We start from the raw sequence: 21,820 nt of genomic DNA on the forward strand, positions 1-21,820 counted from the left end.
AAGAAGAGCAGACTGAAGTACTGGGACAGACTGCAGATGCTCTCCACCTGATGGGACAGGACATGCAGCAGGTAATCTTCGGGTTGCTTTGCGGCCTGCACTTGCTGCATGCGCTGCTGCAAGATGGAATGAAGGCGGTTGATCCCAAAGTTCCGGTGTTGGTCTTCTGCAGGACGACCAGAGCGGCAAGTCAGCACCAGAGAGCCAGAAGTGGCATCCAGCATCGACATGAATCTCAGGAGCCTGTCCGGGTGTTCTGTCAGGTGTGGAACCAGGTGGTCCATCACAAACACCGCTCCAGAAGTTCGGGTGGCCACGTTCTCAAAAGTGGACAGGACCTCCAGAAATTTGGTCTGGTTGTTGTGGTGGTGAGGGGCGCTGGTGTACCAGGAGAAGCGGTGCAGGTGGTAACAGGGGTGTACAAGCTGGGCAAACATTTCATCCTGTGATTCAGGTTGGACCGGGGAGGCGTAATGCACGTTGCGGCCCTGGGCCAGTGCCTCTTCAGCAATCCGGCAAGCGGCCATGCTTTTTCCGGTGAAGCTGGCACCTCCCAGAACAAGGACTGTGCGGCCCTGGGGCCACATCTGGGTGTTCATGAAGATGCTCACGGCGTCAAGCCCTGGGTACAGCTGCTGAATTTTGGACATGGGGGCCTCCAGAAAGGTGGGTTGCTTGAGGTCAGAACAGCAATGGAAATAGGTTCAGGGCCAGCAAGTAGACCACAGTGAACAGGGGATAGAACACGGTGCGGTTGACGTACAAGATTTGCTGCATGTCTTCTTTGGTGCAATACGGGTTCATCTTGTAAAGGACATCCACATTGTCCCGGCGTTGATGGAGAAGCACCGCAGTCAGCAAAAAACCCAGAGAGATGAGCACCTGAACCATCAGGGAGGCGTGCCCTGCGACCAGAAAAAACCCGGCCATGCCTCCCATCAGCAGGGCGCAAACGGTCACGAAGAATGCTCCGGTGATGGCCTGTGAGGTCTGCATGTCCAGGTGCCCCCTGATCATTGCTCGGAGTCTTCCAGAATGCCGATGATCAGGCTGAAAGGGGTCCCTGCAGGAATTTCGCCCACCCTCACAAACGTTTGGGTGTTGTCTGGGAGCTTGAACACTTTACCGAGTTCCCCGGCCAGCACCGTAGAGAGGGGCACAGCATTCTGGCTCTGCGTGGTGATGCCATTTCCAAAGGTGGTGGTGCTGCCGTTGGCGAGGCCCTGAGCATAGGTGTTCAGGCCATTCAGACCGCTGCGGAGCAGGTCCGCTGCGAGGTTGTAAGCCACGTCGCGGGTGGTTGCGGGAACACCCTGGATCAGACTGCCCGACTCGAAGCCCAGGGCAGCCACTTCGTACAGCTTGCCGTCTTTGACCATCCGGTTGAATTCCATCTGGATGCGAGACAGTTGGGTGTCCAGCACTGCATGGCCCACGAACATGCCCAGGCTGGTTTTCGCCACCACGGGAATCTGACGGCCTTGCACCGTGGCAATCCCGGTGACCAGCTGGGCATCGAGGATCTCGGTGGGGGTGAAGGTGGGGGCATTCGGATCAACCTGCTGACCCCCGCTTTGGGCAGTGCTGGAACCGCTGGAGGTCAGGGCAGCAGGAGCCGGGGTTTCAGCACCGAAAGGAGGCAGCACCGCAGAAGGAGCCTCAGCACCAGCAACCATGGCAGGACCACTGGGGTGAGTGGGGTCCCCAGAAACGTCATTTTGATCCGGGGTGGACGCCTTGCCCCTGGAGGCCACTTCGTTGACAGAGTTCCCTCCAGTGGAGGTTTTGCCTTTGGGGGTGAATTCAAAAACCGCTGTGGTGGACACGGGTTGTTTCTGTGAAGCGTTTACCTGGTAGGTCCCATTGCCCTCACCGCCTTTTTTGGAGCCTTGCTGGAACAGAATGGCGTTCTTGTCGTTGTAGCTCGGGTTGGTCTTGGAGCCCTGGTAGGACACCCCCCCTTTGTCCGCACCCTGCCCATTGGAGGCAGTGCTCTGGTACGCCAGGGCATTCTTGTCAGTGGTTTTGGGGGCAGAGCCCTGATAGGCCAGGGCGTTTTTGTCCTGCCACTGCTTTTTCTGCGACTGGTAGGCCAGGGCGTTTTTGTCTTGCTGCTGTTGTTGTGCGGCTTGATAGGCCAGAGCATTTTTGTCGGTGCCTTTGGGGGCACTGCTGCCCTGGTAGTTGATCGCCGGACGCTCCTGAATTTTGGTTTGGCCTTGAGAGGGAGGCGTCTGGTAAACAAGGTTTTTCAGGTTCTCGGCGGGGATGGTCTTCAGGTGGATGGGCTTGCTGGTTTGACCACTTGCAGCAGAAGTGTCACTGGCGAAAGGTTGGAGGGCCTGCCCTCCATTGCCAGAACCCTGAATGCCGGAACCCTGGTATTTCGGAAGGGTGGTGCTGGATTTGATGGTGATGGGGTAAGGCCGGGTGCTGACCGGAGTGATGGTGGGTTGAGAGGAAGTGGAGAGGGATGCATTTGTTGCAGTGGGTGTGCTGGGGTTGTGGCCTGCAGCAAAGGTGGATTGTCCAGAACTGGGTTGAAACTGTTCTGGGGTGTCGATTTCATGGAATGCTGGGGGGGGTGCGGGCACGTCACTGTATTCCGCAGTTGCTGTGGCATCAGCCGGGGCGAGGGCGGAGGTGGGGTCACTGTTTGATGGTTGGACACCATTGTCGAGCACTCCGGGGTCTTTGTTGGTTTCGCCCAGGAAGGCCTCATGAGGATCAGATGCCTGTGTGCCCTCAGGGGTGGAACTGGCAATCTCTTCCTGCCCGGAAGGGTTGATGCTCACCTGTTGATCTTCAGTGGTGTTGTTGGCCGCTTTCTTTTCTGGGAGGCTGGACAGGGTGAAGTAGCCGCCCACCCCGATGATGGTCACGGCTGCAAGCCAGACCATGGATTTGTTCTTGTCATAGACCATGCTTTTGCCATCTGAGCCGAGGCGCATGAACGCCTGGGTGCGGAGGCGGTCTGTGAGGTCCATCCACTTGCCCAGTGGGCTGCGTTTGGGGGTGTAGTCGGGAACCTGGGTGCTGGCGAACTCTGCTTGAATGGCGTCCCGGAGCTCCTGGGCTTTCTCGGGATGGCTTTTCTCAAAATCCGCAAAGAATTGAACAAAGTCAGGGCTGTCTGGAGCGGGAATCTCCAAGTTCAGGCCAAGGCGGGCAAACTCGGCCTCCAGGCGGTTTTTGGTGTCTGCGAAAGGTTGGTCACTCATGACAGACAGTGTACTCTTGTTTGTGAAAGTTTCATAGTGTAAAGTGAGAAACAGGCGTTCAAAGCGCTAAATCTCTTAGGAGGAATACGAATGTTTCTCAAAACCCTTCAAGCCCGTCTGATGATGCTGGTGTTCCTGATCGTTGGAGTGTCTGCGCCAGCATTCGCCCAGGTGATCACCGGGGGTGGTAATGCCAAGCCCGGTGATGTGATTGGTGATTCTGTCTGTAAAGGAAACGGTTTCCTCTCCTGGTTCACAGGCACCAAGCTGATCGCTGCCGGTCTGGCCGTGGCCCTGCTGGGTTACTTCATTGGCCGTCTGTTCGGCAAGCAAGGAACCCAAGAAGGCCTGTACGGTGCGATTGCAGGTATCCTGGGTCTGGCCGCCATCAAAGCCATCATCGCTGTCGTTGTCTCTGGATGCTGAACCTATAAACAAAGCCATCATCATGAACAAGCCAGCACAACGACGTCATGACGGGTATCGCACAGATACCCGTCACGGTATTTTGGGGAGCCTCACCGTTTACGACTTGATGGGCATCATTGGAAGCTTCTTGATGGGGATGGAAGCGGGAAAAAGGCTCTTTCCCAATGCATCCACCCAGACACTGTTTGCCGTGGGTTGTGCCATTTTGGCTTTCTTGGCAGTCATGGCTTTCCGCAGGCAAACCAGCAAATACCCCAAGCGCCATGTCCATTTCTGGCAGTTCTGGAGCGGGTATGACCGCTACGAGATTCAGCCTGACCAGAAGCCCATCCCTCTCAGGCCCTTTAAGAAGGAGGAGCAAGATGCTTAAGATTGGCTCCCAGCAGCAAAAACAGGTCAAGAAAGCACAACCTGACCGGGTGGGGAGCATCAATGAAACCCAGCCTTACTGGGATCTCGAAGATGACTTGATGGTGCTGGAAGACGGCAAAATTGAGTACGGCATCCGCATCAAGCCCCCCTCCAGAATGCGGGTCACAGACAGCACTCTGGATGCCAGGCATTTTGAACTGAAAAGCCTTTTGCAGCAAGGCGTGCCAGAAGGGGAACGGATGCGTCTTTACATCAAAGTTGCCCCCACATCCAAAAGCACCCTGGAAACCTACTTCCCCAAAGCGGAAAGCAAGAACCCTAAAGCAGCGTATCTGGTTTCAGAACGCCAGAAATTGCTGGATGACCTGCGTAAAAAACGTGTGCTGAAACGGTGGGAGTTTTTTGTGACCTGCACCTGCACCCCCCCCATGCCGTTTGCGGTCACGAACCCACCCACCGAAACGCACTTGCAGAAGGCTGTGCTGTGGGCCAGAACCCAGCGTAATCAGTTGCTCCTCAAACTCAAACAGGCCGGGTACCTTGCAGAAACAATGTCCCAGCAGGACATTTTTAGTGAGTGCTACAAGTATGCCAACCTGGATCTGATCAGCAGCACCCCTCCCAAGTTCATCAAGGAGGGTCCAGAGCGTTACGCAAACGCCCCAATGATCAAAGGCCAGCGGGACTTTTTGACCCTCAAACGCCAGATTTTCCACACTCCAGTGAACCTGGAAGACCACAACAAGGTGGTGGTGGGTTCTACACTGGTGTACGCAGTTTCCCTGTATCAACTTCCCAGGGTGACGGAGTTTGGTGTGCTTGGAGCCATTGCAGAGGCCATCACAGCTGGATCTTACATGTTCTGCCTGGAGTTTGGTCATCTGGATGTTCAGATGGAAAAAGAGAAACTGGAAACGGCCATGCGTGGCCTTTTCGGTACCGTCAACAGCACCAAAGTGGCCCCCAGCCCTGAAGCCCAGGAGCGTTACAAAAACCTACAGGAGACCCTCTCCATGCTTTACCAGCATGGGGATCACCTGTATGAGTGCGGTGTGCATGTGCTCTTGTTCGCCAAGGACCAGATGGAGCTTGATGAGATGGTCAATGAGGCCAGCAGTGCTTTCAACCTGTTTCATGCAGGAAGACCTGTGGCACACGGCTTTCAGAGCCGCGCCGTCTATTTGAGCCTTGCCCCTTTCAACGGCAAGCGGACAGAATTCGGCTTCAAAGCCATTGAGACCAACGCCGTGGCGTTCTTCCCCCCCATAGCCCCTTATGAGGGTGTGGGAACGAGCACCATTGCGTACCGAAACCGCTGCAACGACCTCACCACCTTTGATCCTTTCGAGGCCGGGACCAGCGCCAGTCACTTTCTTGGCATTGCTCCTTCCGGTTACGGTAAAACCTTCAAATTCCAGTCGTTTTTCACCGCCCTGATCCACCGCTACAGCTCCATGCGCCTCACTGTGGTGGACAGGAAAACAGACTTCAAAGACTGGATCGAGTGGCTGAACGGGGTGACCATCAAATTTGGTGGGTCGAGTCCCAACAAAATCAACCCCATGGACCTGATGCCCGGGGAGAAAAAACCCACTGCCACCAAACTGAAATTCCTGTTGACCATCATCCGCAACTTCGTGCCCAGGAGCAGCCACGAGCGGGAAGCTGGAGAGGAAGATTCCATCATCAAGAACGCCATTCGCATGACGTACAGGGCATTCTGTGAGGAAGAAAAACCCCCCAGACTCCGGGATGTGGCGGACACCATGCAAACCATGTCGTTCCAGGACAACGGGGACCCCCTCACCAAGGAACAAATCATGCTGGCACGGTCCATTGCGTTCCGGCTCCGTGAGTACACTGGGGACGACACCGAATGGGGCATGATCATCGACCAGTACACCAACATTGACACCGATGTTCAGTTCTTGTACTACGACCTGTCCCTCATCGACAAGAAAGACGAACAGCAACGCAAAATTGCACTTCACATCATCATGGACCGGGTGTGGAATCAAGCCCGGAATTTGCCTGAGGATGTCAAAAAGGCCCTGTTCATTGACGAGTTGAAGAACCAACTGAAAACCGAGGTGGACCGGGATTACTTTGAGGAAGCTCTCAAGATCGGGCGTTCTTACAACCTTGCGGTGGGTGGGGCCACCCAGTCCCCCAACGACCTTGATGAGATGGGGGGTGTGAAGAAGTCTTTCAACTTCTATTTCATTGGCAAGACTGCAGAGGAAGAAGGTCTGCGCAACCTGGGCATTCCTGAAGTGGCCGTGCAGATGGCCAAGAGCCTTGCCAAAACCGACGCTGAATTTGCGGAATGGATTTTGCTGTTCATGCCAGAAAACGACGATGTGTTTCACGGGGAAGTCATCCGGGTGGAGGAAAGCGCTAAATTCTTCTGGTTGTGCTCTTCTAAAGCTGATCATCGCAAGTTGCGCAGACAAGCCATTGAGGATGCAGAAGGCAATGTGGATCAGGCCCTCACCAACATTGTGATGGGCAAGTACCGACTTTCTGACTTTGCCGTCAATGAAGAGGAGGATGCATCATGAAAAAGCTGCTGCTGGCGCTGGTGTTGGTGACCCCAACCTTGCTTGTGGGCACCACCAAGGCCCAGTCCTTTGAGCAAATTGGACAGTACCTCAAAGATGGCTGTAAAGTCGCCGTGAACGGCAACAACGGCTGGTGGGGAGGCAGTGACAGTTTCGAGTGGATTTGCAACATTGCCAACAGTTATGGCTTCATGGCCGACAACATCATCAACGGTGACTGGGAAGAGTTTGGCAAGGAGCTGATCGGCAGGTACACCTCTGACCTGGTGGGTCACATTGCCAACCAGATGGGGGCAAAGCAACTCAACAAGTACACCGATGACCTGTACCAGGGTCTGACCCAGAGTTATGGGGAGTTTCGGCAGGCCCTCATGAACGCCATGGGCAAAGCCCTCAAAGATCAGGCGAACGGCCAATTTCACGACGACAACAAAGGCTTTTCGGTGGTGACCCCGGGAGGGCTTGCCGACTTCGCAGCCAACAACAACCCCAATCTGGCCATTGCCCAGCAAGCTGGACGCTTCCAGCGCACGGCAGATGCTTTTGAGGAACTGGCCAAGGCCGCCAAAGGCAAGAAACTGACCGAGCAGAACCTGGAAAACATTGCCACCACAGTGGAGCCTGCCCTCAGTTCTGCAGGGAGCATCATCGGAACTCCGGTGAAAAAAGGCATTGCCGACACCTTCGTTGAGAAAGGCAAAACGGCCTTATCGACCCGTGAAGTGCAACAGGTGCAGCTTGAAGCGTTCGGAGAGTACATGAAGCAAGATGCGTCGTTTAGGGTCATCGAGCTGCAGGTGTTGACCGAAATTGCCAAGCAGGGGGTGATGCAAAACACCCAACTGCTCATGAAACTGAATGAGGCAGAAAGTGCCCTTTCAGAAGCCCGAAATGAGCTGAAAGAGCAACTGGAACTCATTGCTTCTGAGAACCTGGAGCAGGCAGGGGAAGCTGCAAGGCAGCTTGCTTCGGTGATGCACAGTTTCAACAGCCTTGTCAATCCCGGCTCCAATGTGAACGGCAACCTCGATGACTTCCTGGGGACCCCATGAGTCGGGTGCTGTGGGTGATGCTGTTGTGGGTGGTCTGTGGGGTTGCTGCAGCCCAGCAGCAAGAAATCCAGCAGACCAAAGACTGGCTGGCATGGCAATCCAGTCAGTTCACCACCTACATGTCCAGCTTTGTGGGGGACCCGTTCGCTGAGTTTTACGGGGTCACCTCCAAGGTGGGCAAAGGTGTGTACGAACAGTGGATCACCGTCGGCATTGCCATTGCCTGCGCAGGCCTTGCTGCAGGGATGTGGAAGGCATACAAAACTGGGAACAGCCATCACGTCAAGGATGTGCTGGTCACCTGGGCTGTGGCTTGCGGCCTGATCTCCTGGATGGGATCGGATGCCAAGTATTCCCTGCGCTACATGATCACCGAAGGGGTGACTTCCAGTTACGCCTTTGGGGTGAACAACTTCGGCACGAACGTGGATGTCAAAATGAAGCAGGCCGAAGATGCTTTCCTCGACATGATTGCCACCGGAACCCTGGTGGCCACCACCATCATGCTTCCTGAAGCCAAAGGGGCCATGGTTGCCACTGAAAAGCAACTCGCTGGGAAAGTGGCATCTGGCGAACTGGGAAAACTGGGCGCTGGCATTCAGAAAGTCGGCAAGGGGGTGGAGGCCGGAGCAAAATCCGGAGTGGAATTCCTCTTCCAGAGCCTCGGGGGAACCTTCACCGCCCTCAACTACTTCATCACCGGTTACATGGCCCTGATCCAGGGTGCAGGGTGGAGCACCCTGGTGGTGTTGATTGGTCTGCCTGTGGCTTTTGGACTCTTGCCTTGGGGGGAAACCCGCGTGATCTGGACGATGTTGGCCACCTGGATGGGTTGCATGCTTGCCATGATGCTGATGCCACTGGTGCTGGTGTTCGCCATTGACACAGCCTTTGTGCAGCCCGTGAAGGCCATGAAGACCTACACCGCAAACCTCGGTTGGTACGCCCAGAAGCAGCAGGAGATCAGCAACAAAGGTGTGAATGAACTGAACACCAAAGTCAAAGAGGCCCTGGACATCTGCGAAGCTGAACGCAAAAAAGACCCGAACAACATCGACACCGACAACTGCCAGAAGGTCACCAACGGTGGAATCCTGTCTTTCCTGTCTTCGGCTGGAGACTGGTTCAAAACCATCGGGCAGGAAATACACCTCCTCATGGCGAGCCTTGCGGATCAATTTGTGGGGTTCGGGCTCCTGATCATGCGGCTTGCCATCGGCATTGTGCTTGCAGGACTCATCATGTTCGGGGTGCCTGCCCTGACCATCGCCATGTTCGGAGGTCACTCATTAAAACGTTGAGGCTCCTGTGCCTCTGTGCTTGCCTGGGTTCGCTCGGGCAAGCACAGAAGGCCGTCACGTACAACCAGGTGCTGGACCTCTTGGCTGTGGCGCAAAAGCGGGTGTTGCTTTACACCCCGCATTTTGCCGACGTGAAGCTTGCCGATGCGTTTCGCCTGATTGTGCTCGACAAGACCCGTCAGGTGCGGGTGTACACCGTGACCGTGCCGTTCTTCAGCTTCAAACCTGACACCACGGTGAACGCCCTCACCTTGCTCGGTGTGGCCACTTTTGAAGCCCAGGTGAACTCCAAAGAGTCAGTGCTGGTGATCGACGATTACGTGTTCACCAGCAAAAGCCTGGGCAAAGTGCCGTACCCAAAAGACATCAAACTGGTGCCAGCAAACGAGGCCGACGCTTACCTCAAGTGGTTCAAAACCACCGTGGACAAAGCCCACCTGATCAAGATCTCAGACATCCCCAGAAGAATAAGGAGTGCCAAACCATGATTGTCAACAAAACCGTTGTTCAGCAAAGAAAAACCGCCAGCGATCAGCTGACAGGGCGCATTTTCAACCCTTACAACCTGATCAGCCTGATGTTCGTGGGGTTTGGGATCTGGATGGCTTCCTTTGACTCCAAGGGCCTTCCCCTGCTGCTGTTGTGCCTGTTCCTTGCGGCCATGGTGCGCCTGTCATTCACGATCCGACGTGAAGTGGTCCGTTTGCGGCAGGAAATAGGAGAGATGAACGGAAACCTCAAAGAACAGAACCAGCAGCGCAGCACCTTCACCCCGGTTCGCATCTCTGAAAGGAAGGGCCATGCAGGGTTCAAACACCACTGAACAGCTGAAGCTATTGGAAGGGTGCCTAAAATTCAGAGTTTCAAACCAGAAAGGTTGCCTTACCGGGCAGCCCTTTTGCAATGTCTTTTTTTCCTTTGCGGATTTCTGAAAGGAGCATCCATGCAAGTTTTGGACGTGCAGGCCACAGCAGACATTAAAAAAGGCCCCTTCACTTACCCGATCCTGAACCAGGAGTACGACCTTGCCAAATTCAAGGAGTACCTGCCCAGGGACATCCGGGAGTGCATCGGGGATGAGGCGTTCACGCGCCTCGAAGAAATCAAAATCCGTTATGGGATGCCCCTGTGGGTCCTCATTGATGGAAAATACCGCAAGTATCCCCTGACCATCACCCGGGACCACCTGCAGTTCATCGCCTCGAAGTGCAAAACGTTCCGGGACGACAACAGGCGCGGCATCGAGGGCACGGGCCACCGCATCAGCCGGGTGATGAGTGCTGCAGACACCCCACTGGGGTACACCTTCCGGATGGGCAGGTTTTTTGGGGGGATCGGAGAGCACTTCCGCAAGTTCATTGAAGAGGACCCGTCCATGCTGATCATTGGCCAGGCAGGACTCGGGAAGACCACCATCTTGCGGGGCATCCTCAGTGTGGCCGCCGAGTACATGCCGATGCAGACCGTGATTGTGGACACCTCCGGCGAGGTCACCGGGGATGGGGACATCCAGCACCCAGGAATTGGGGACTGTGACCGCCTGCCTGTGAAATCCAAAGCGGCCCAGGCTGGACTGATCGAGGAGGCCACCAAAAACCAGAACCCCAGAATCATTGGGGTGGACGAGATCAACCGCCAGGAAGAAGCAGAGTTCATCCGCAACGGCCTCAAATCCGGTTCCCGGTTGATTGGAACCACCCACGGCAAGACCCTGTACCATGCATATACGAACCAGAACCTTTTGCCCCTGTTTGAACCTGAGCCTGTGTTCTACTGGGCCGTGGTGGGGGTCAAGAGAGGCGAGTGGGAGGTCTTCAAGATTGAAGAGGCCCTGAAGGACATCAAGTCCGGTCACATTGACCCCAGAGGCACCCTGGTGCACGTTTGAAAGGAGACCACATGAAAACCCTGTGGTTGGTTGTGAAGTTCACTCTGCAGCTCATCTGGACCCTGGTGTACCACCTGTTTCTGGGCATCCTTAAGGGTGCTGGGGAAGGGTCCAGGTCCGTGCTGCAGGGTGAACTGGAGCGCAGCAAGAAGGAAACCGACCACTGGATCATGTATGGCGAGATGAGTCCTGATGATGACCCCCACCCTGTCCGCGCAAGCAGAAGGTGAAGGTTTTGGTTGTGCGGGAGGCTGCATTTTGGCCCCCCGCACTTCGTAACAGAATATTTAGTAAGCTGGAACGGTGAACACCGTGACGACCAACACCCTGGATGACCTCATCAACGACCTTGGGGATTGGGGCGCAGCCACAAAAGCGCAAATTGAACGTGAGTACCCTGTGGCGTTCAGGGCAGCGACCCGCGAGGGTTACCTGATGCAAAAGCGGGTGTCGAATTTTGTGGTGTACGTGCTGTCCAAGAAGGGTCGATTGAAAATCGGACTGACAAATATTTATGTGCCTTCTCAGTCGAGTTTGCTGAGCATGTTGATCATGCGCTTTGCGATCCATGAACTGAAGGAAAAAGGCTTTGGTCGTCCTGAGACCTACAACAACTACGGCAAGGGCACGATTGCCTTGATGCGGGGTGAAGACAACCAGACGATTGCCATTCATGCCAGGGACAGCATCACCAGGAGGTCGATTTACAACATTCACAAGCATTTTTTTGGGGACGGTGAGGACGTGAGTGAAATCAAGCCTGACCGTATTTTTGTTTTTGTGATGGAAGCTGAAGAAGAGGTGTTGAAGATGAAAGAGGACGTTAAAGAGGAAATGCGAATCTCCCTGAGATACGTGGGAATACAAGAAATGAATGCCCTGTTCAAATAACTTTTGGGATCAAAAAAACTTTTGAACCTTAAGCCAAGCTGAATAACTTGGTTTTTTGACGCATTTTCTCACTGGTGTGAGAGTGGCATCTTTTGACAACCCCCTGACAACCTCCAATAAACCTCAGGTTTGTTACCTTCTGCCCATATCGCTGAATCCAAGGAGCGCTGTGGTGAACAAGAATCCCCAGGATCTGCAAGAGGCCATCATCACACCTGCAGTGTGGGACGACGTTTTTCTAACTGCCAGACGTCAATGCACTGTTCCTCAACTGATTCAGGCCCTGATGGACCTTCCTGAAGACCCCAAACGGGACTGCCGGATCATTGACTGTGAATTCTACCTGCTCAACTCAGCCCTGGAGCATGGCCACATCACCAAATCTGAACGTGATGCTCGGGCAGCCCTGCTGTTCAACCAGCTGGAGAAACTGTCCGATGAACGCATGGCCCAGGGGATCAGGATTGGATATGAATTGGTTCTTGCAGACCGCAGGGACCTGAAACGGGTTGTGGAGTTCTGTGAGGGTCTTCGTGAAAAAATACGCCCTTATGGGGTTTACTTTACGGACGCCTGGGCGCGCGGAATTGCGGATCTGGGGCTTGCTGGCGCTCACATCTCCCTGTGCAATACCGAGCGTGCTGAAATGCTCCTCAGACGGGCACAGGACAGCTTTGTGGTCCTTGAAGATCAACAAAGCATCGCTCGAATTGAATTCCAAAAGGTGCGTCTGGAATTCATGGTGGGACGTTATGCACAGACCATCCAGAAGGGCCTTGAGTTCTCACGCAAGTATGCCACCGTCAATGAAGACCTGTGCGACTGCGTGAAAGACTACATCTTCTGGGCCAGTGTGCTGATTGGTGACCGGGTGTCTTCCATGTTCCGGGACCAGGCTTACGAGATCTTCACTTATCAAACCCAGAGCGTTCCTGAAGACGCCCCCAACCCTTTTGTGGGCAAGATCTTTGGTTTGTGCCGCACCACCTATGCGCTGATGGATGCCCTGCAGGCCAATTTGCCTTTGTCCCGCAACCCCAAGACCCGCCGTGAAACCCTCATTCCCCTGGTGGATCGGGTGCTGAGGGAGGCTGACAACATTGAAGCCGATGAAATGGGAAACTTTCTGGCTGCTTTGTTCTCAGGGATCGCTCTGGCTTACACCGGAGATGCAAAGGGCCTGAAAAAACTGTTGGACCTTGACATGCCTTTCATTGAACACTCCTCCATCCTCAGGTCCATGTGGTCGGTGTGTGTTCTGGAGGCCAGCATGCTGCTTCCAGATGAAGACCTGCCGGAGAGCATTGACTTCCACCTTGCACAGCTTGATGCTGTGGCCACCCTGGAAGACAGTGCTTGCAAGGTGCTGATCCACTTCATGAAGAATGTGGCTCCCCATGCGCTGCAGTTGGGTGCTTTGCGAACCCAGAAATGGGTGTTCAGAGAAGCCTGCAAAGGCATGTTGATCGTGGCGGAACACGGCATCAACATTTTGGGAACCGTGCAGAAGAAGCTGGAAGGCTATCCTAAAAAGCACCTGTGCAGGGCACAAATGATTCTGGATGTGCTCAGGGGCACACCAGTGACTGACTCTCGGTTTGCTGCGGCGACAGCACACGCAGAGTTTGTGAACGCCCATGGGATTGAACGGGTGGTTTTTATGGCTGTGCTGGACCATCTTTCAACCAGACTGGCGACGCGCCAGCAGGTGCTGTGAGCATGCGGAGGCTCAAAATGCGGAAATATATCATGCTGGTGTTTTTGGCTGGAATGCTGATGGGGTGTGCAGTGCAGACGCCTGTTCCCATCCAAAATGGAGCTGATGTGCAAAAACAAGACGGTGGCGGTCCTCAGAGGCCTTGCACCATGTGCTGACAGCATCTGTTGGTGCATCTCCATCCCTGTTCATGTTTATTGTATACAAAATACACTTAAAAAACGTTCTAGAAATTTGTCTAAAAACCCTGGATTTTAGGGTATCCCCTGATGGACACACCCCCGTTTTTTTTCAGCAGGTTTTCTACACTTTTGTTACACTGTCATCTAACCTTCCACCCAAAACCCTCAAAAAGGTTGTGTGGGAGAAGGCTTATCATCAATGTCCTCACCCTCAAGTCTGGACGAAGGACGGGAAAACCCATGGATGCTGCCCATCAAAATTTTAAATTCCGTGATGCCGATTTTCTGGAACAGGAATTCGGAAAATTAAGCTTGCTTGAAGCAGAACCCAGCACTTTTGCAGCGCTCACCGATGCCCTCTACGAGGCCGGCATTCCCATGATGGTTCACCACCAGAGCAGCACCATTTACGTGTTTTTCCACTTTCTGTCCCAGGCGCAGAGCATCCAGACCGCCTTCAAATCCCCTCACGCTGTCTGAATGACAGGCCATTGAATTGTATGCAGTGCAGGAGGAACCACCAATGAAAAACCCCATTCAAACCACGGATCCCTTTTTCATCGTGTTTGGTGTGATGGGTGGAGAAATCAGCCAGTGCGGGGTTTACACCGATTACACTCAAGCTTGCAAGGCCGCTGTTTTGTGGATGCTTCCCCACCTTGAATCCCGATTGATGGACTACCAGCATGGCATCCATGAAGACTGGCTGGAAGAGGTCATTGAAGCGGTGCAGGTAGAGAACTGGAAGGCCGCCTGGTCTGCCATCCCCTGTGGCCTGGACGTGGGCAACGAATGGACCATCACCATCGAAGAGGTCAAACTCAACGAAAGCCTCAGCCTGAGCGACTCTGCCCTGGAACTGGTTCACTCCCTGAAAGTCAGGCCTCTGCCTGCTTTTATGGCCAGTGGAATGTGAGATAACAGGCACGAACGAAGGTTTTTGTGTTATCGTATGGGCTACATGAGCAAGATTAATATGAAACTTTCACACGGATGCGCTATACTCTGGAATGTCCCGGTGGTGCACCGTGGACTTGCCATTGTGATGCCATTGAATCTGGACATGGAGGAATTGCCCATGTAAAAAGAGAAGCCCAGCTCTTGCGAACTGGACCTGTTATCCCTCTATAAGGTGTGGTTACCTTAGAGTGTAACAGAGTCCTCCCCCTATTGTCTATAGTCCCATTCCCCTGACCCAATCGGGGTTTTGACAGTATTGGAGCGAAACGTGTTACCTCAATCAAACGGGGCGGAACAGCCCCTGTCCTGGTCCATGGAGGTTGCCCAAATGCTGGCTGCTGCTGGATTCCCCGTATCGGAATCCGACGTGCAAGCTGCAGCACAGGCTGCAACCCCACCAAAAAGCCGTAAACGGTCCTGGAAAGACTACGCGGGTGTCTATGCCCTGGAATGTCCCCACGATCCACCACAGGCGATCCTGCAACGCAGGGCAGACTTCGCTGGAAGGCTGTGGGAAACCTACTGCACCCTCTGGAAACTGGCTCTGCTGGTGGAACAGCAAACCCAGGAAGACCAAGAAGTGCTGGAGTTGTTGAGTGAGGGCATGGAACCCCTCAGGGAACCCCCCAGGGTCCGGTACTTCTTCGGAAGCGTGGAGCTGCTGGCCAGTTACCTGCAGGTGTCACCGGACAGCTGCCGCATCTTGCTCAACCACCTCACCCGGCTGAAGCTCATTGCCCGGGGCCGTCACTACACCACCGCTCAAGTGCTCACTGGAGGAGAGAACTGGGAGCGTGAAAACCGCACCATCACCGACGGCACCATCTTTGCCGTGCTGGTGAATCCCCAGGACGCCGGAACTGGCCCTGACCTCACCATTCCTTACGCAGAGGCCCATGCCCAGTACAGAAATGTCAATCTGGACGTACTGGAAAAGAAAACCGTGTGGCGGTTGACCCAGGAAATGCACGAAACCCGTGGATCATTTAAATGCGGACAAAGCCTCAAAGGTAAAGCACGGGAAGTGCTCGAAAATCACACGTTGAATTGGAATAAGAATAAAAATACAACTTTATCTATGATGCCCTTAGATTGTGAAAAATCTATCGCACACGAAAAAAATCCGTTAGAAGCAGAGGAACCCTTACCCGACATCAAGACGTTTTCTCTGGAGAGCCTGAAAGCAGCTACTGGACACAAACGCACCCGAGAAGTGGCCAGACTCGCTCGATCCATACAGCGCTACCTGGAAGACGGGAAATCCTACCACTTCTACACCAAACTTCTCTGGGGGGTGGTGTGGTCCCACCGCCAAGGACTGGACTACTGGGAGTACGTCATCACCCTGCTCAGGCGGGTGGTAGAGGAAGCCCAGCTGCGCCGCATGGAATTGAACCTGCCAGAACAGTTCCAGACCCACAGCAAACCCGCTGTGTTCTGCAGTCTGCTGAAAAAAGAAGGGCTGTATAACCTGCTGATCCGAAATGAACTTCTGGTGGCTGCATGAAGAAATCCGCGAGTGCCAGGCCCAGGAGCAGCAAAAGGTCACCGCCAGCCTGCAGGCCGGGAACGATGGAGAGAAAATCCGTCAGCAGGTTGAGCAGGGCCTGCAGGAAGCCCAGAAGCAGGAAGTGAAGTGGGCCATGGTGTCGACAGGATTGCCCCAGCTATCCGCAACCACATCCTGGCCCGCATCCATGCTCAGGAGCCACTGGAAGCCATTCAGGTCACAGTGCTGAAGTATGCTGGAATCACTTTGAAGAACCCTAGAAAATTCAACTCTGAAGATGCCGCGATAGTCATGCAGGCTTTGGGGGCATAACGTGGAAACCACTCAACCCAAATCCCTTTCCCGTCAAATCGAAGAGGTAAACCTCAGGTTTTTCTTCAAGGGCTACCTGGCGATCTATTTTTTCTTGCGCCTGCTGGTGTTCCTGATGATCTATCTTCCTGCACTCGTGATGGGCATCTACACGTTTGTGATGGGTATAGATGCCCTGCAGGAGGGTGGCCCAAAAGCGCTGTTCACCCTAACCAATGCACGGAAATACCATCAGGTTTTGCCGGGCTTTATTTCAGGCTTCACCCTGATCATGTTTTTCCTGACCAATGCCTGCACAAACTTCGCCCGTCTTCCTGACCTTCCTGAAGAGGACAAAACGTATTTCAAAAAAGCCGCTTATGGATTCCTGGCCTGCACCGTGTCAGGATTGCTGTTTCTGGCCATGGTTTATCTGCTGTCCTCTGGAATTGATTTGTTCACAGGCATCAGAAACAGCAGTCACCTCACCAGCTGGTATTTTCTGTTGTGCAAGTTTTTCCTGGTGTCCTCCACTGCAAGCCTCACGTACGCTCTGGGCTGCGTCTCTTCCATCTTCTGGGACATGGTGGTCAAGAAATATCAGCTGAAAGAACATGTGGAAGACTCCATCAAAATCATTGATAAAGATTTGCCTCTACCGCTGGTGCTGGCGTACTGGGTGTTGGTGTACTGGGGGAGTTTCACATTGATTGTGCAAGGCATCATGATCATGCTTGAGCCGAGGCTGATCACAGGGCTTGGTTACCTTGCGCTGTTTTTGATGCACTGCATTTACGTCTGGAAGTTTCAGAACTACAACATAGGGCTGAAGTACGTCGTCATGGTTTTGATGGTAACCCTTGCCTACATGTCCATCCTCACGAGGAACATGTAAAACCACAGGGCTGGCATCAGGCTTGGGAGGCGAAGACCGATCCCGGAATAGCGACACCTTTGTGTGGTTTTTCGGAAAAATAGCGACACCTTTGTGTGGTTTTCCCAGCACCTCCATAGCGACACCTTTGTGTGGTTTTCCTCGGCAAACACAGGAGCTGCGTCCCACACGCAATTTCAAAAAATCCCGGAATAGCGACACCTTTGTGTGGTTTTCTCGAAAAATAGCGACACCTTTGTGTGATTTGGGAAACCCAGGAATAGCGACACCTTTGTGTGGTTTTAAAAATACGCCGTCCAGAACAACATAAGCCAGCCGTAAGCCAGAAAGCCCCCTTTGCCCTGCCAGTAGCGACACCTTTGTGTGGTTTTCCCTCAGAAATAGCGACACCTTTGTGTGGTTTGACCTGGGAAATAGCGACACCTTTGTGTGATTCTGGACTCGTTTTGTGACCAGAACGGCAAAAATTTCGTTACACTGATGTTGTTTTCTTTTAGTATTTAAAGAAATAAACAACATCACCCACAGGTGGCCATGAGCAAATCCAACAAATCCACAGACCGCAGAGACGAACGCAACCTCGCCAAGGTTGGGGTCATCAGCATCCAGGCCCGGGTGGACACCACCATCACCACCATCAAATCCGAATTTGCAATTGAAGACGTTGCTTACCGGGTGGAAGGGGTCACCCCTTATGGACGGCCCCATGGCATCGACACCGATGTGATTGTTGCCGCCCAGACCCTGTTTGTGCGGCAAGGCTGTCCGGAGCACGGCTGGGTGCACACCACGGCCTACGAGCTGCGTGAGCTCAGTGGACTGCCAAACAACGGTCTGAGTTATGACCGCCTCAGGGAAAGCCTCAAACGCCTGTGGGCCACGGGCTTCCTGATCGGCGAGGGCATCACCGATCCTGCAGGTAAACGCAAATGGGACACGGACACCATGCGGTACATTGACCGAATCAAGTACCGCGAGAACGATGACCAGGACCTGCCTGGCCTGGATGCCAGCGCCAGCCTCAGCATCAAACTCGGGGACCAGCTCTCTGAGAGCATCCGGGCAGGCTTCACCCAGGTCCTCGATGGTCGCCTGCTCCTGCAGCTGGAGCAACCCCCTGCCCGGGCCCTGTACCGCCTGCTGGAAGCCCACAGGGTGGACCGTGGTGGACAAAGGCGGATGGAGCTCACCGTCAGCCTGGAGGACTGGCGTCAGGCCTGCGGGATCAGCAGCGACCGGCCCGAGATTGTGAGGCGCACCCTGACCCCTGCGCACGACGAATTGATCGCCGTGAAGTACCTGGAGAGCGTCACACTGGAAGGCCGTGGGAAAAAGCAATTCCTGCATTACAGGTTTCAGACGGATGGGGCTCCTGATCCGGCGCTGGTGGAAATGCTGATCGGGGTGGGGTTTGCCCGAGGGGCAGCCATGGAAGTGGTCAAGGTGCATGAGGACCGGGTGGAAGCTGCAGTCGGCTATGCCCGCCAGCGCAAAGCGGACGGATACCAGATCAAGAACATGCCTGGGTTGATTGTGGACTTCCTGAAATCCCCAGACAAATACGCCCTGTCCCCCTCCCCTGCAGCGAAAGCAGTGGCCATCGCCGAAGCAGTCCGCCTAGGGGCACAGCAGGCCGAAGAGGAGGCCCGCAAACAGTTCGAGCAGGAACAAGCCCAGATCAAGACCCTCAGCCCTGCAGAGCAGTACCAGGAAGCGAAAGCCGCCCTGAACCTCCTCTTGAAAAAGCACCTCAGCAAGGACGAAATGAAATTGCTGGAGCAGGCATGCCTCTCCGGTCGGATCATGGCCGCAGAATTGAAAGAGCAGGTCACCCTGGCCACTGGTCGTCTCACTCTGGGTGAGTTCATTGAGGACCTGAAAGGCCAGTTGCACTGAAATGGGCTGGGTTGAATTCTTCGAACCCCTCATGTGGTGCCAGACCCTGCAAAGCTCTGCAAATCAACCGGCATGCATTGCGGCCACAGGTGCCATCAGCACCGCTGGAATCTCGGTGCTGGGGGTGATTGTGGGGGCGGTCATCACAGGGTGTTACAACCTGAAGGTGAAGCGCCTGGAGCGGGACAACAAAATCTACGAGCTGTCCCATGCAAGCAAACTCGAGCACCTTGACGCTGCCGCAGCGGCCATCAGTTTCCTGTGGGCAGGAATTGACAAACTTCTGGAAATCGGCAAAGGAAAGCTCGCCCCGGGCCAGATGCAGAACATCCTGGCGGAAAACATCACGCCTTACTTTTGGGCCCCCTCGAATTCTCTTGGCGTTCTGAGGTGGAAACGGTTGATCCGGAAGTCCTTTATTCCCCAGGTTCGCACCCAGGTGCTCCGACAGATGATTGATGCCATGAGCAAGGACACCATCAAGCTCAGTGGCCAGATGTCAAAGAAAGAGCGTGAGCGGACCCTCAGGCACATGGTCCGGTGCCACACCAGGGCGGTGCGGCAGTGTGTTGAGCTGATCAAGTACTTCAATTCCCAGAGGACGCAGTAAGGTCAACAAGCGATCTGGCTGTAATAGCGTATTACGGTATATAAAAGGGCAACTTAAAGAGCTCGAACACCAGGCACTTTCGGTCTGACCTGGGTTTCCTGAGCAGGTTCTCCATCACCTCTCTCTGCAACCCCCTGAGGACCACCACCCCGACTTTCACATCCTTGCGGTGTTCCCCTTCCAGGGTGTGTCCCTGCAGGCGGAAGCGGTTGCCGGTGGGTTGCTGGATGCTGAGGGCGCGGTCTGCCTGAAATTCGAGGGTCACTTCCACCAGGTGCTTGCGCTTGCGGGCTTTCAGTTCCACGTGAAACCACGGGTGTGCTTGAAGCACAGGCTGCAGCTCCGCCTGCAGCTCAGCCAGCCGCTCTTCTGCCCTGTCCTTGTTGAGGGGGTCCAGTTCCACCCTCCCTTTCCCCTCCGGGAAGTGCATGCCTTTGTAAGCCCGGGAGACCGACACGGTGGCGTGAGACCACACCTCATTGAACCAGCTCGGCATCCAGCGGAGGGTGAAGTCTTTTTCTTTCAGGTGCTCGATCAGCTGGTCGCTCTGGCCCTTCCACCTCAGGAACTCTGCTTCGTCCTCGATGACCGCAATGAAGCGGGGTTACGGCAGGTGGTGGTCGTCTTGCTGGTGATCGCTGCTGTGACGCCACACCGCGAACTTCCGGAGGGTGGCCTGCAGGGTGAAGGGATTGGTCAAACTTTCCATGTCTAGATTCTACTCCCGTAATACGCTATTTCAGTGCAGATCATAGATTTTTGCCGTGCTGGACAGCCTTAATCTGGTGTTGTAGGGTGGAGATAACAGGAGGACACATGGTGGAGATCCGGCTAATGGGAACCCCCGAAGACGTGGAGATGCTGGCCCGTGAACTCGGGAAGATCGTGGAGGTCCTGGAGGTTTCTGGAAACCACCCAAACCGAGGGGCCAGCCTGCTGGTCCGCAAGTACCTGAAAGTCAACCTGATTCCCGCACAAGAGGAGGTCATTCCCCTGGACGGAGATTTTTCCACGTTAAGCGAAATTTGATGTCCTATATTACTCTTCTTGTCATTATCCCAGGTGCACCCAGACCTGTGGGTCTTCCAGAGGATCTTGCCAGGTAAACTTAGACCCATGGGTTATGACATCAATTTCTATTGCGTTAAAAGGGTGCCAGAAACAGACCACCATTTTCAACTGTTTTCCCCTGTACGGTTCCAGCAAATCAGCACCGGGAGCCGTGGTCGACAGTGGCACGATTTATTCTACTTTCATCAAGCACCTCAGTATCAGGTTCCCGACCTGGATCTGTCCTGGATGAAGTCTGAGAAGGAAACCCCTGAAGAGTTCGATGAAATCGAACCCGAAAATGTTTTCGATGGTGAAGGTGTGGTGTTCCATCCTCAATTGATCTGGCAGGACCTGCAAAAAGTTCAGCGGCAAATCGACCATCACCTTGATGACTTACCCATGTGGTACAGCTTTCAAGTTCAAATGGCAGACGCAGAGCAACCGGTTTCAACCAGCTGGTGCTGGATGGTCCGGCAAGGAGAACTGTGGGGTTTTGATGGGGGGTGGAACTGTTGCGAAGGGACACCGACAGAGATCAGGTTTTATGACCCCAACCAGCCACCAGATCCCAGATTTCACCGAACCTATCCTGATTTTGCAGCGTTCCCTGATCCTGCAAGAAAGATTCATGGGTGGGATTTTCCAGAAGGTGGACTTTCTGGGTATGTTCTGGGCCGTGCAGCACACGTCATGGACGCAGCTCGATTGCAACACCTGGCCTTTGAGCGGGAGAAGCAGCAGGACCTGCAAGACCGGATTTGGATGCAAAGCCAGAGTTATGAGGATGTCTTCAAGTACCAGTTGGAAAGTCTTGCTCATGTCTGCAGGTTCGCGCTGGAACACGACTGCTTCATTCTGGTGGACCATAGCGTATAAAACCCATGCGTCCTAACATCACTGTGTGACACATTTTCCAGGCTTCTGACTTTTATGGGATAAGTTTTGGCTCCTGGACGTAGATGAAGCCATTCCAGTCGTCCCATTCAAGGCT

Annotated in this window: 24 protein-coding genes; 20 read left to right on the forward strand and 4 right to left on the reverse strand. The window is 54.2% G+C overall.

Annotation, left to right across the window (positions count from 1 at the left end):
- The 3 genes from DC3_RS26780 to DC3_RS26790 form a co-directional block, all read right to left on the reverse strand.
- On the reverse strand, positions 1-650 hold a 650-nt coding region (locus DC3_RS26780; RefSeq protein ID WP_146891129.1), incomplete at its 3' end, for a hypothetical protein.
- A gap of 31 nt (positions 651-681) precedes the next feature.
- Positions 682-1,017, reverse strand: coding sequence for a hypothetical protein (locus tag DC3_RS26785; RefSeq protein ID WP_146891132.1), 336 nt, complete (start codon positions 1,015-1,017; stop codon positions 682-684).
- Positions 1,014-3,221, reverse strand: a complete 2,208-nt coding sequence (locus tag DC3_RS26790; RefSeq protein WP_146891136.1) for a hypothetical protein — start codon at positions 3,219-3,221, stop codon at positions 1,014-1,016. Before DC3_RS26790 ends, DC3_RS26785 begins: the two co-directional genes overlap by 4 nt.
- Positions 3,222-3,311: 90 nt before the next feature.
- Between DC3_RS26790 and DC3_RS26795 the strand changes: the two genes are divergently transcribed.
- From DC3_RS26795 to DC3_RS26875, 18 genes are all read left to right on the forward strand, one after another.
- Entirely contained in the window at positions 3,312-3,647 is a 336-nt protein-coding gene (locus DC3_RS26795) for a hypothetical protein (RefSeq protein ID WP_146891140.1), read from the forward strand.
- 22 nt (positions 3,648-3,669) lie between these two features.
- Positions 3,670-4,020: a hypothetical protein gene (locus DC3_RS29425; protein ID WP_222594839.1), complete on the forward strand. Its 351-nt coding sequence runs from the start codon at positions 3,670-3,672 to the stop codon at positions 4,018-4,020.
- Positions 4,013-6,583, forward strand: coding sequence for a VirB4 family type IV secretion system protein (locus tag DC3_RS26800; RefSeq protein WP_186816292.1), 2,571 nt, complete (start codon positions 4,013-4,015; stop codon positions 6,581-6,583). Before DC3_RS29425 ends, DC3_RS26800 begins: the two co-directional genes overlap by 8 nt.
- Positions 6,580-7,635, forward strand: a complete 1,056-nt coding sequence (locus DC3_RS26805; RefSeq protein WP_146891147.1) for a hypothetical protein — start codon at positions 6,580-6,582, stop codon at positions 7,633-7,635. Before DC3_RS26800 ends, DC3_RS26805 begins: the two co-directional genes overlap by 4 nt.
- Positions 7,632-8,936, forward strand: coding sequence for a hypothetical protein (locus tag DC3_RS26810; protein ID WP_146891150.1), 1,305 nt, complete (start codon positions 7,632-7,634; stop codon positions 8,934-8,936). Before DC3_RS26805 ends, DC3_RS26810 begins: the two co-directional genes overlap by 4 nt.
- An 80-nt stretch (positions 8,937-9,016) precedes the next feature.
- Positions 9,017-9,424, forward strand: a complete 408-nt coding sequence (locus DC3_RS26815) for a hypothetical protein (protein WP_146891153.1) — start codon at positions 9,017-9,019, stop codon at positions 9,422-9,424.
- Positions 9,421-9,759 carry a hypothetical protein gene (locus DC3_RS26820; protein ID WP_146891156.1) on the forward strand — a complete coding sequence of 113 codons (339 nt, stop codon included), beginning with the start codon at positions 9,421-9,423 and terminating at the stop codon, positions 9,757-9,759. Before DC3_RS26815 ends, DC3_RS26820 begins: the two co-directional genes overlap by 4 nt.
- 120 nt (positions 9,760-9,879) lie before the next feature.
- Positions 9,880-10,824, forward strand: a complete 945-nt coding sequence (locus DC3_RS26825; RefSeq protein ID WP_146891159.1) for a hypothetical protein — start codon at positions 9,880-9,882, stop codon at positions 10,822-10,824.
- Between the two features lie 11 nt (positions 10,825-10,835).
- A complete protein-coding gene (locus DC3_RS26830; RefSeq protein ID WP_146891163.1) occupies positions 10,836-11,054 on the forward strand; it encodes a hypothetical protein in 219 nt (72 codons plus the stop codon).
- 73 nt (positions 11,055-11,127) lie between these two features.
- Entirely contained in the window at positions 11,128-11,715 is a 588-nt protein-coding gene (locus tag DC3_RS26835) for a hypothetical protein (protein WP_146891166.1), read from the forward strand.
- A 172-nt stretch (positions 11,716-11,887) separates the two neighbouring features.
- Complete coding sequence (locus DC3_RS26840; RefSeq protein ID WP_146891169.1) at positions 11,888-13,432, forward strand: hypothetical protein; 1,545 nt, start codon at positions 11,888-11,890, stop codon at positions 13,430-13,432.
- Positions 13,433-13,854: 422 nt separating this feature from the next.
- A complete protein-coding gene (locus DC3_RS26845; protein WP_146891172.1) occupies positions 13,855-14,094 on the forward strand; it encodes a hypothetical protein in 240 nt (79 codons plus the stop codon).
- A gap of 43 nt (positions 14,095-14,137) precedes the next feature.
- Entirely contained in the window at positions 14,138-14,530 is a 393-nt protein-coding gene (locus DC3_RS26850; RefSeq protein ID WP_146891175.1) for a hypothetical protein, read from the forward strand.
- A gap of 357 nt (positions 14,531-14,887) precedes the next feature.
- Positions 14,888-16,081, forward strand: a complete 1,194-nt coding sequence (locus DC3_RS26855) for a hypothetical protein (protein WP_146891178.1) — start codon at positions 14,888-14,890, stop codon at positions 16,079-16,081.
- Positions 16,059-16,313: a hypothetical protein gene (locus DC3_RS26860; protein WP_146891181.1), complete on the forward strand. Its 255-nt coding sequence runs from the start codon at positions 16,059-16,061 to the stop codon at positions 16,311-16,313. Before DC3_RS26855 ends, DC3_RS26860 begins: the two co-directional genes overlap by 23 nt.
- Positions 16,314-16,397: 84 nt before the next feature.
- Entirely contained in the window at positions 16,398-17,270 is an 873-nt protein-coding gene (locus tag DC3_RS26865) for a hypothetical protein (protein ID WP_146891184.1), read from the forward strand.
- 534 nt (positions 17,271-17,804) lie between these two features.
- Positions 17,805-19,166 (forward strand): replication initiator protein A, encoded by a 1,362-nt coding sequence (locus DC3_RS26870; protein ID WP_146891187.1) that lies wholly within the window; start codon positions 17,805-17,807, stop codon positions 19,164-19,166.
- A gap of 1 nt (position 19,167) precedes the next feature.
- Positions 19,168-19,776, forward strand: coding sequence for a hypothetical protein (locus tag DC3_RS26875; protein ID WP_146891190.1), 609 nt, complete (start codon positions 19,168-19,170; stop codon positions 19,774-19,776).
- A 31-nt stretch (positions 19,777-19,807) separates the two neighbouring features.
- On the opposite strand, the gene DC3_RS26880 is transcribed toward DC3_RS26875, so the two are convergent.
- Positions 19,808-20,272, reverse strand: coding sequence for a hypothetical protein (locus DC3_RS26880; protein ID WP_146891193.1), 465 nt, complete (start codon positions 20,270-20,272; stop codon positions 19,808-19,810).
- Positions 20,273-20,592: 320 nt separating this feature from the next.
- On the opposite strand from DC3_RS26880, the gene DC3_RS26885 reads away from it, so the two are divergent.
- Entirely contained in the window at positions 20,593-20,805 is a 213-nt protein-coding gene (locus tag DC3_RS26885) for a hypothetical protein (protein ID WP_146891195.1), read from the forward strand.
- Between the two features lie 270 nt (positions 20,806-21,075).
- Positions 21,076-21,705, forward strand: a complete 630-nt coding sequence (locus DC3_RS26890) for a hypothetical protein (RefSeq protein WP_146891198.1) — start codon at positions 21,076-21,078, stop codon at positions 21,703-21,705.
- The last annotated feature ends 115 nt before the right edge of the window (positions 21,706-21,820 follow it).

The organism is Deinococcus cellulosilyticus NBRC 106333 = KACC 11606, from assembly GCF_007990775.1.
Classification (GTDB): Bacteria; Deinococcota; Deinococci; order Deinococcales; family Deinococcaceae; genus Deinococcus_C; species Deinococcus_C cellulosilyticus.

What these genes read in the sequence shown, in the direction of transcription:
- DC3_RS26825 (WP_146891159.1), top strand. Translation starts at nt 9,880, where the DNA reads ATGCAAGTTTTGGACGTGCAGGCCACAGCAGACATTAAAAAAGGCCCC.
- DC3_RS26860 (WP_146891181.1), top strand. Translation starts at nt 16,059, where the DNA reads ATGAACTTCTGGTGGCTGCATGAAGAAATCCGCGAGTGCCAGGCCCAG.
- DC3_RS26800 (WP_186816292.1), top strand. Translation starts at nt 4,013, where the DNA reads ATGCTTAAGATTGGCTCCCAGCAGCAAAAACAGGTCAAGAAAGCACAA.
- DC3_RS26880 (WP_146891193.1), bottom strand. Translation starts at nt 20,272, where the DNA reads ATGCCGAGCTGGTTCAATGAGGTGTGGTCTCACGCCACCGTGTCGGTC.
- DC3_RS26870 (WP_146891187.1), top strand. Translation starts at nt 17,805, where the DNA reads ATGAGCAAATCCAACAAATCCACAGACCGCAGAGACGAACGCAACCTC.
- DC3_RS26820 (WP_146891156.1), top strand. Translation starts at nt 9,421, where the DNA reads ATGATTGTCAACAAAACCGTTGTTCAGCAAAGAAAAACCGCCAGCGAT.
- DC3_RS26855 (WP_146891178.1), top strand. Translation starts at nt 14,888, where the DNA reads ATGGAGGTTGCCCAAATGCTGGCTGCTGCTGGATTCCCCGTATCGGAA.
- DC3_RS26810 (WP_146891150.1), top strand. Translation starts at nt 7,632, where the DNA reads ATGAGTCGGGTGCTGTGGGTGATGCTGTTGTGGGTGGTCTGTGGGGTT.
- DC3_RS26805 (WP_146891147.1), top strand. Translation starts at nt 6,580, where the DNA reads ATGAAAAAGCTGCTGCTGGCGCTGGTGTTGGTGACCCCAACCTTGCTT.
- DC3_RS26850 (WP_146891175.1), top strand. Translation starts at nt 14,138, where the DNA reads ATGAAAAACCCCATTCAAACCACGGATCCCTTTTTCATCGTGTTTGGT.
- DC3_RS26785 (WP_146891132.1), bottom strand. Translation starts at nt 1,017, where the DNA reads ATGATCAGGGGGCACCTGGACATGCAGACCTCACAGGCCATCACCGGA.
- DC3_RS26830 (WP_146891163.1), top strand. Translation starts at nt 10,836, where the DNA reads ATGAAAACCCTGTGGTTGGTTGTGAAGTTCACTCTGCAGCTCATCTGG.
- DC3_RS26890 (WP_146891198.1), top strand. Translation starts at nt 21,076, where the DNA reads ATGAAGTCTGAGAAGGAAACCCCTGAAGAGTTCGATGAAATCGAACCC.
- DC3_RS26845 (WP_146891172.1), top strand. Translation starts at nt 13,855, where the DNA reads ATGGATGCTGCCCATCAAAATTTTAAATTCCGTGATGCCGATTTTCTG.
- DC3_RS26795 (WP_146891140.1), top strand. Translation starts at nt 3,312, where the DNA reads ATGTTTCTCAAAACCCTTCAAGCCCGTCTGATGATGCTGGTGTTCCTG.
- DC3_RS26885 (WP_146891195.1), top strand. Translation starts at nt 20,593, where the DNA reads ATGGTGGAGATCCGGCTAATGGGAACCCCCGAAGACGTGGAGATGCTG.
- DC3_RS29425 (WP_222594839.1), top strand. Translation starts at nt 3,670, where the DNA reads ATGAACAAGCCAGCACAACGACGTCATGACGGGTATCGCACAGATACC.
- DC3_RS26790 (WP_146891136.1), bottom strand. Translation starts at nt 3,221, where the DNA reads ATGAGTGACCAACCTTTCGCAGACACCAAAAACCGCCTGGAGGCCGAG.
- DC3_RS26875 (WP_146891190.1), top strand. Translation starts at nt 19,168, where the DNA reads ATGGGCTGGGTTGAATTCTTCGAACCCCTCATGTGGTGCCAGACCCTG.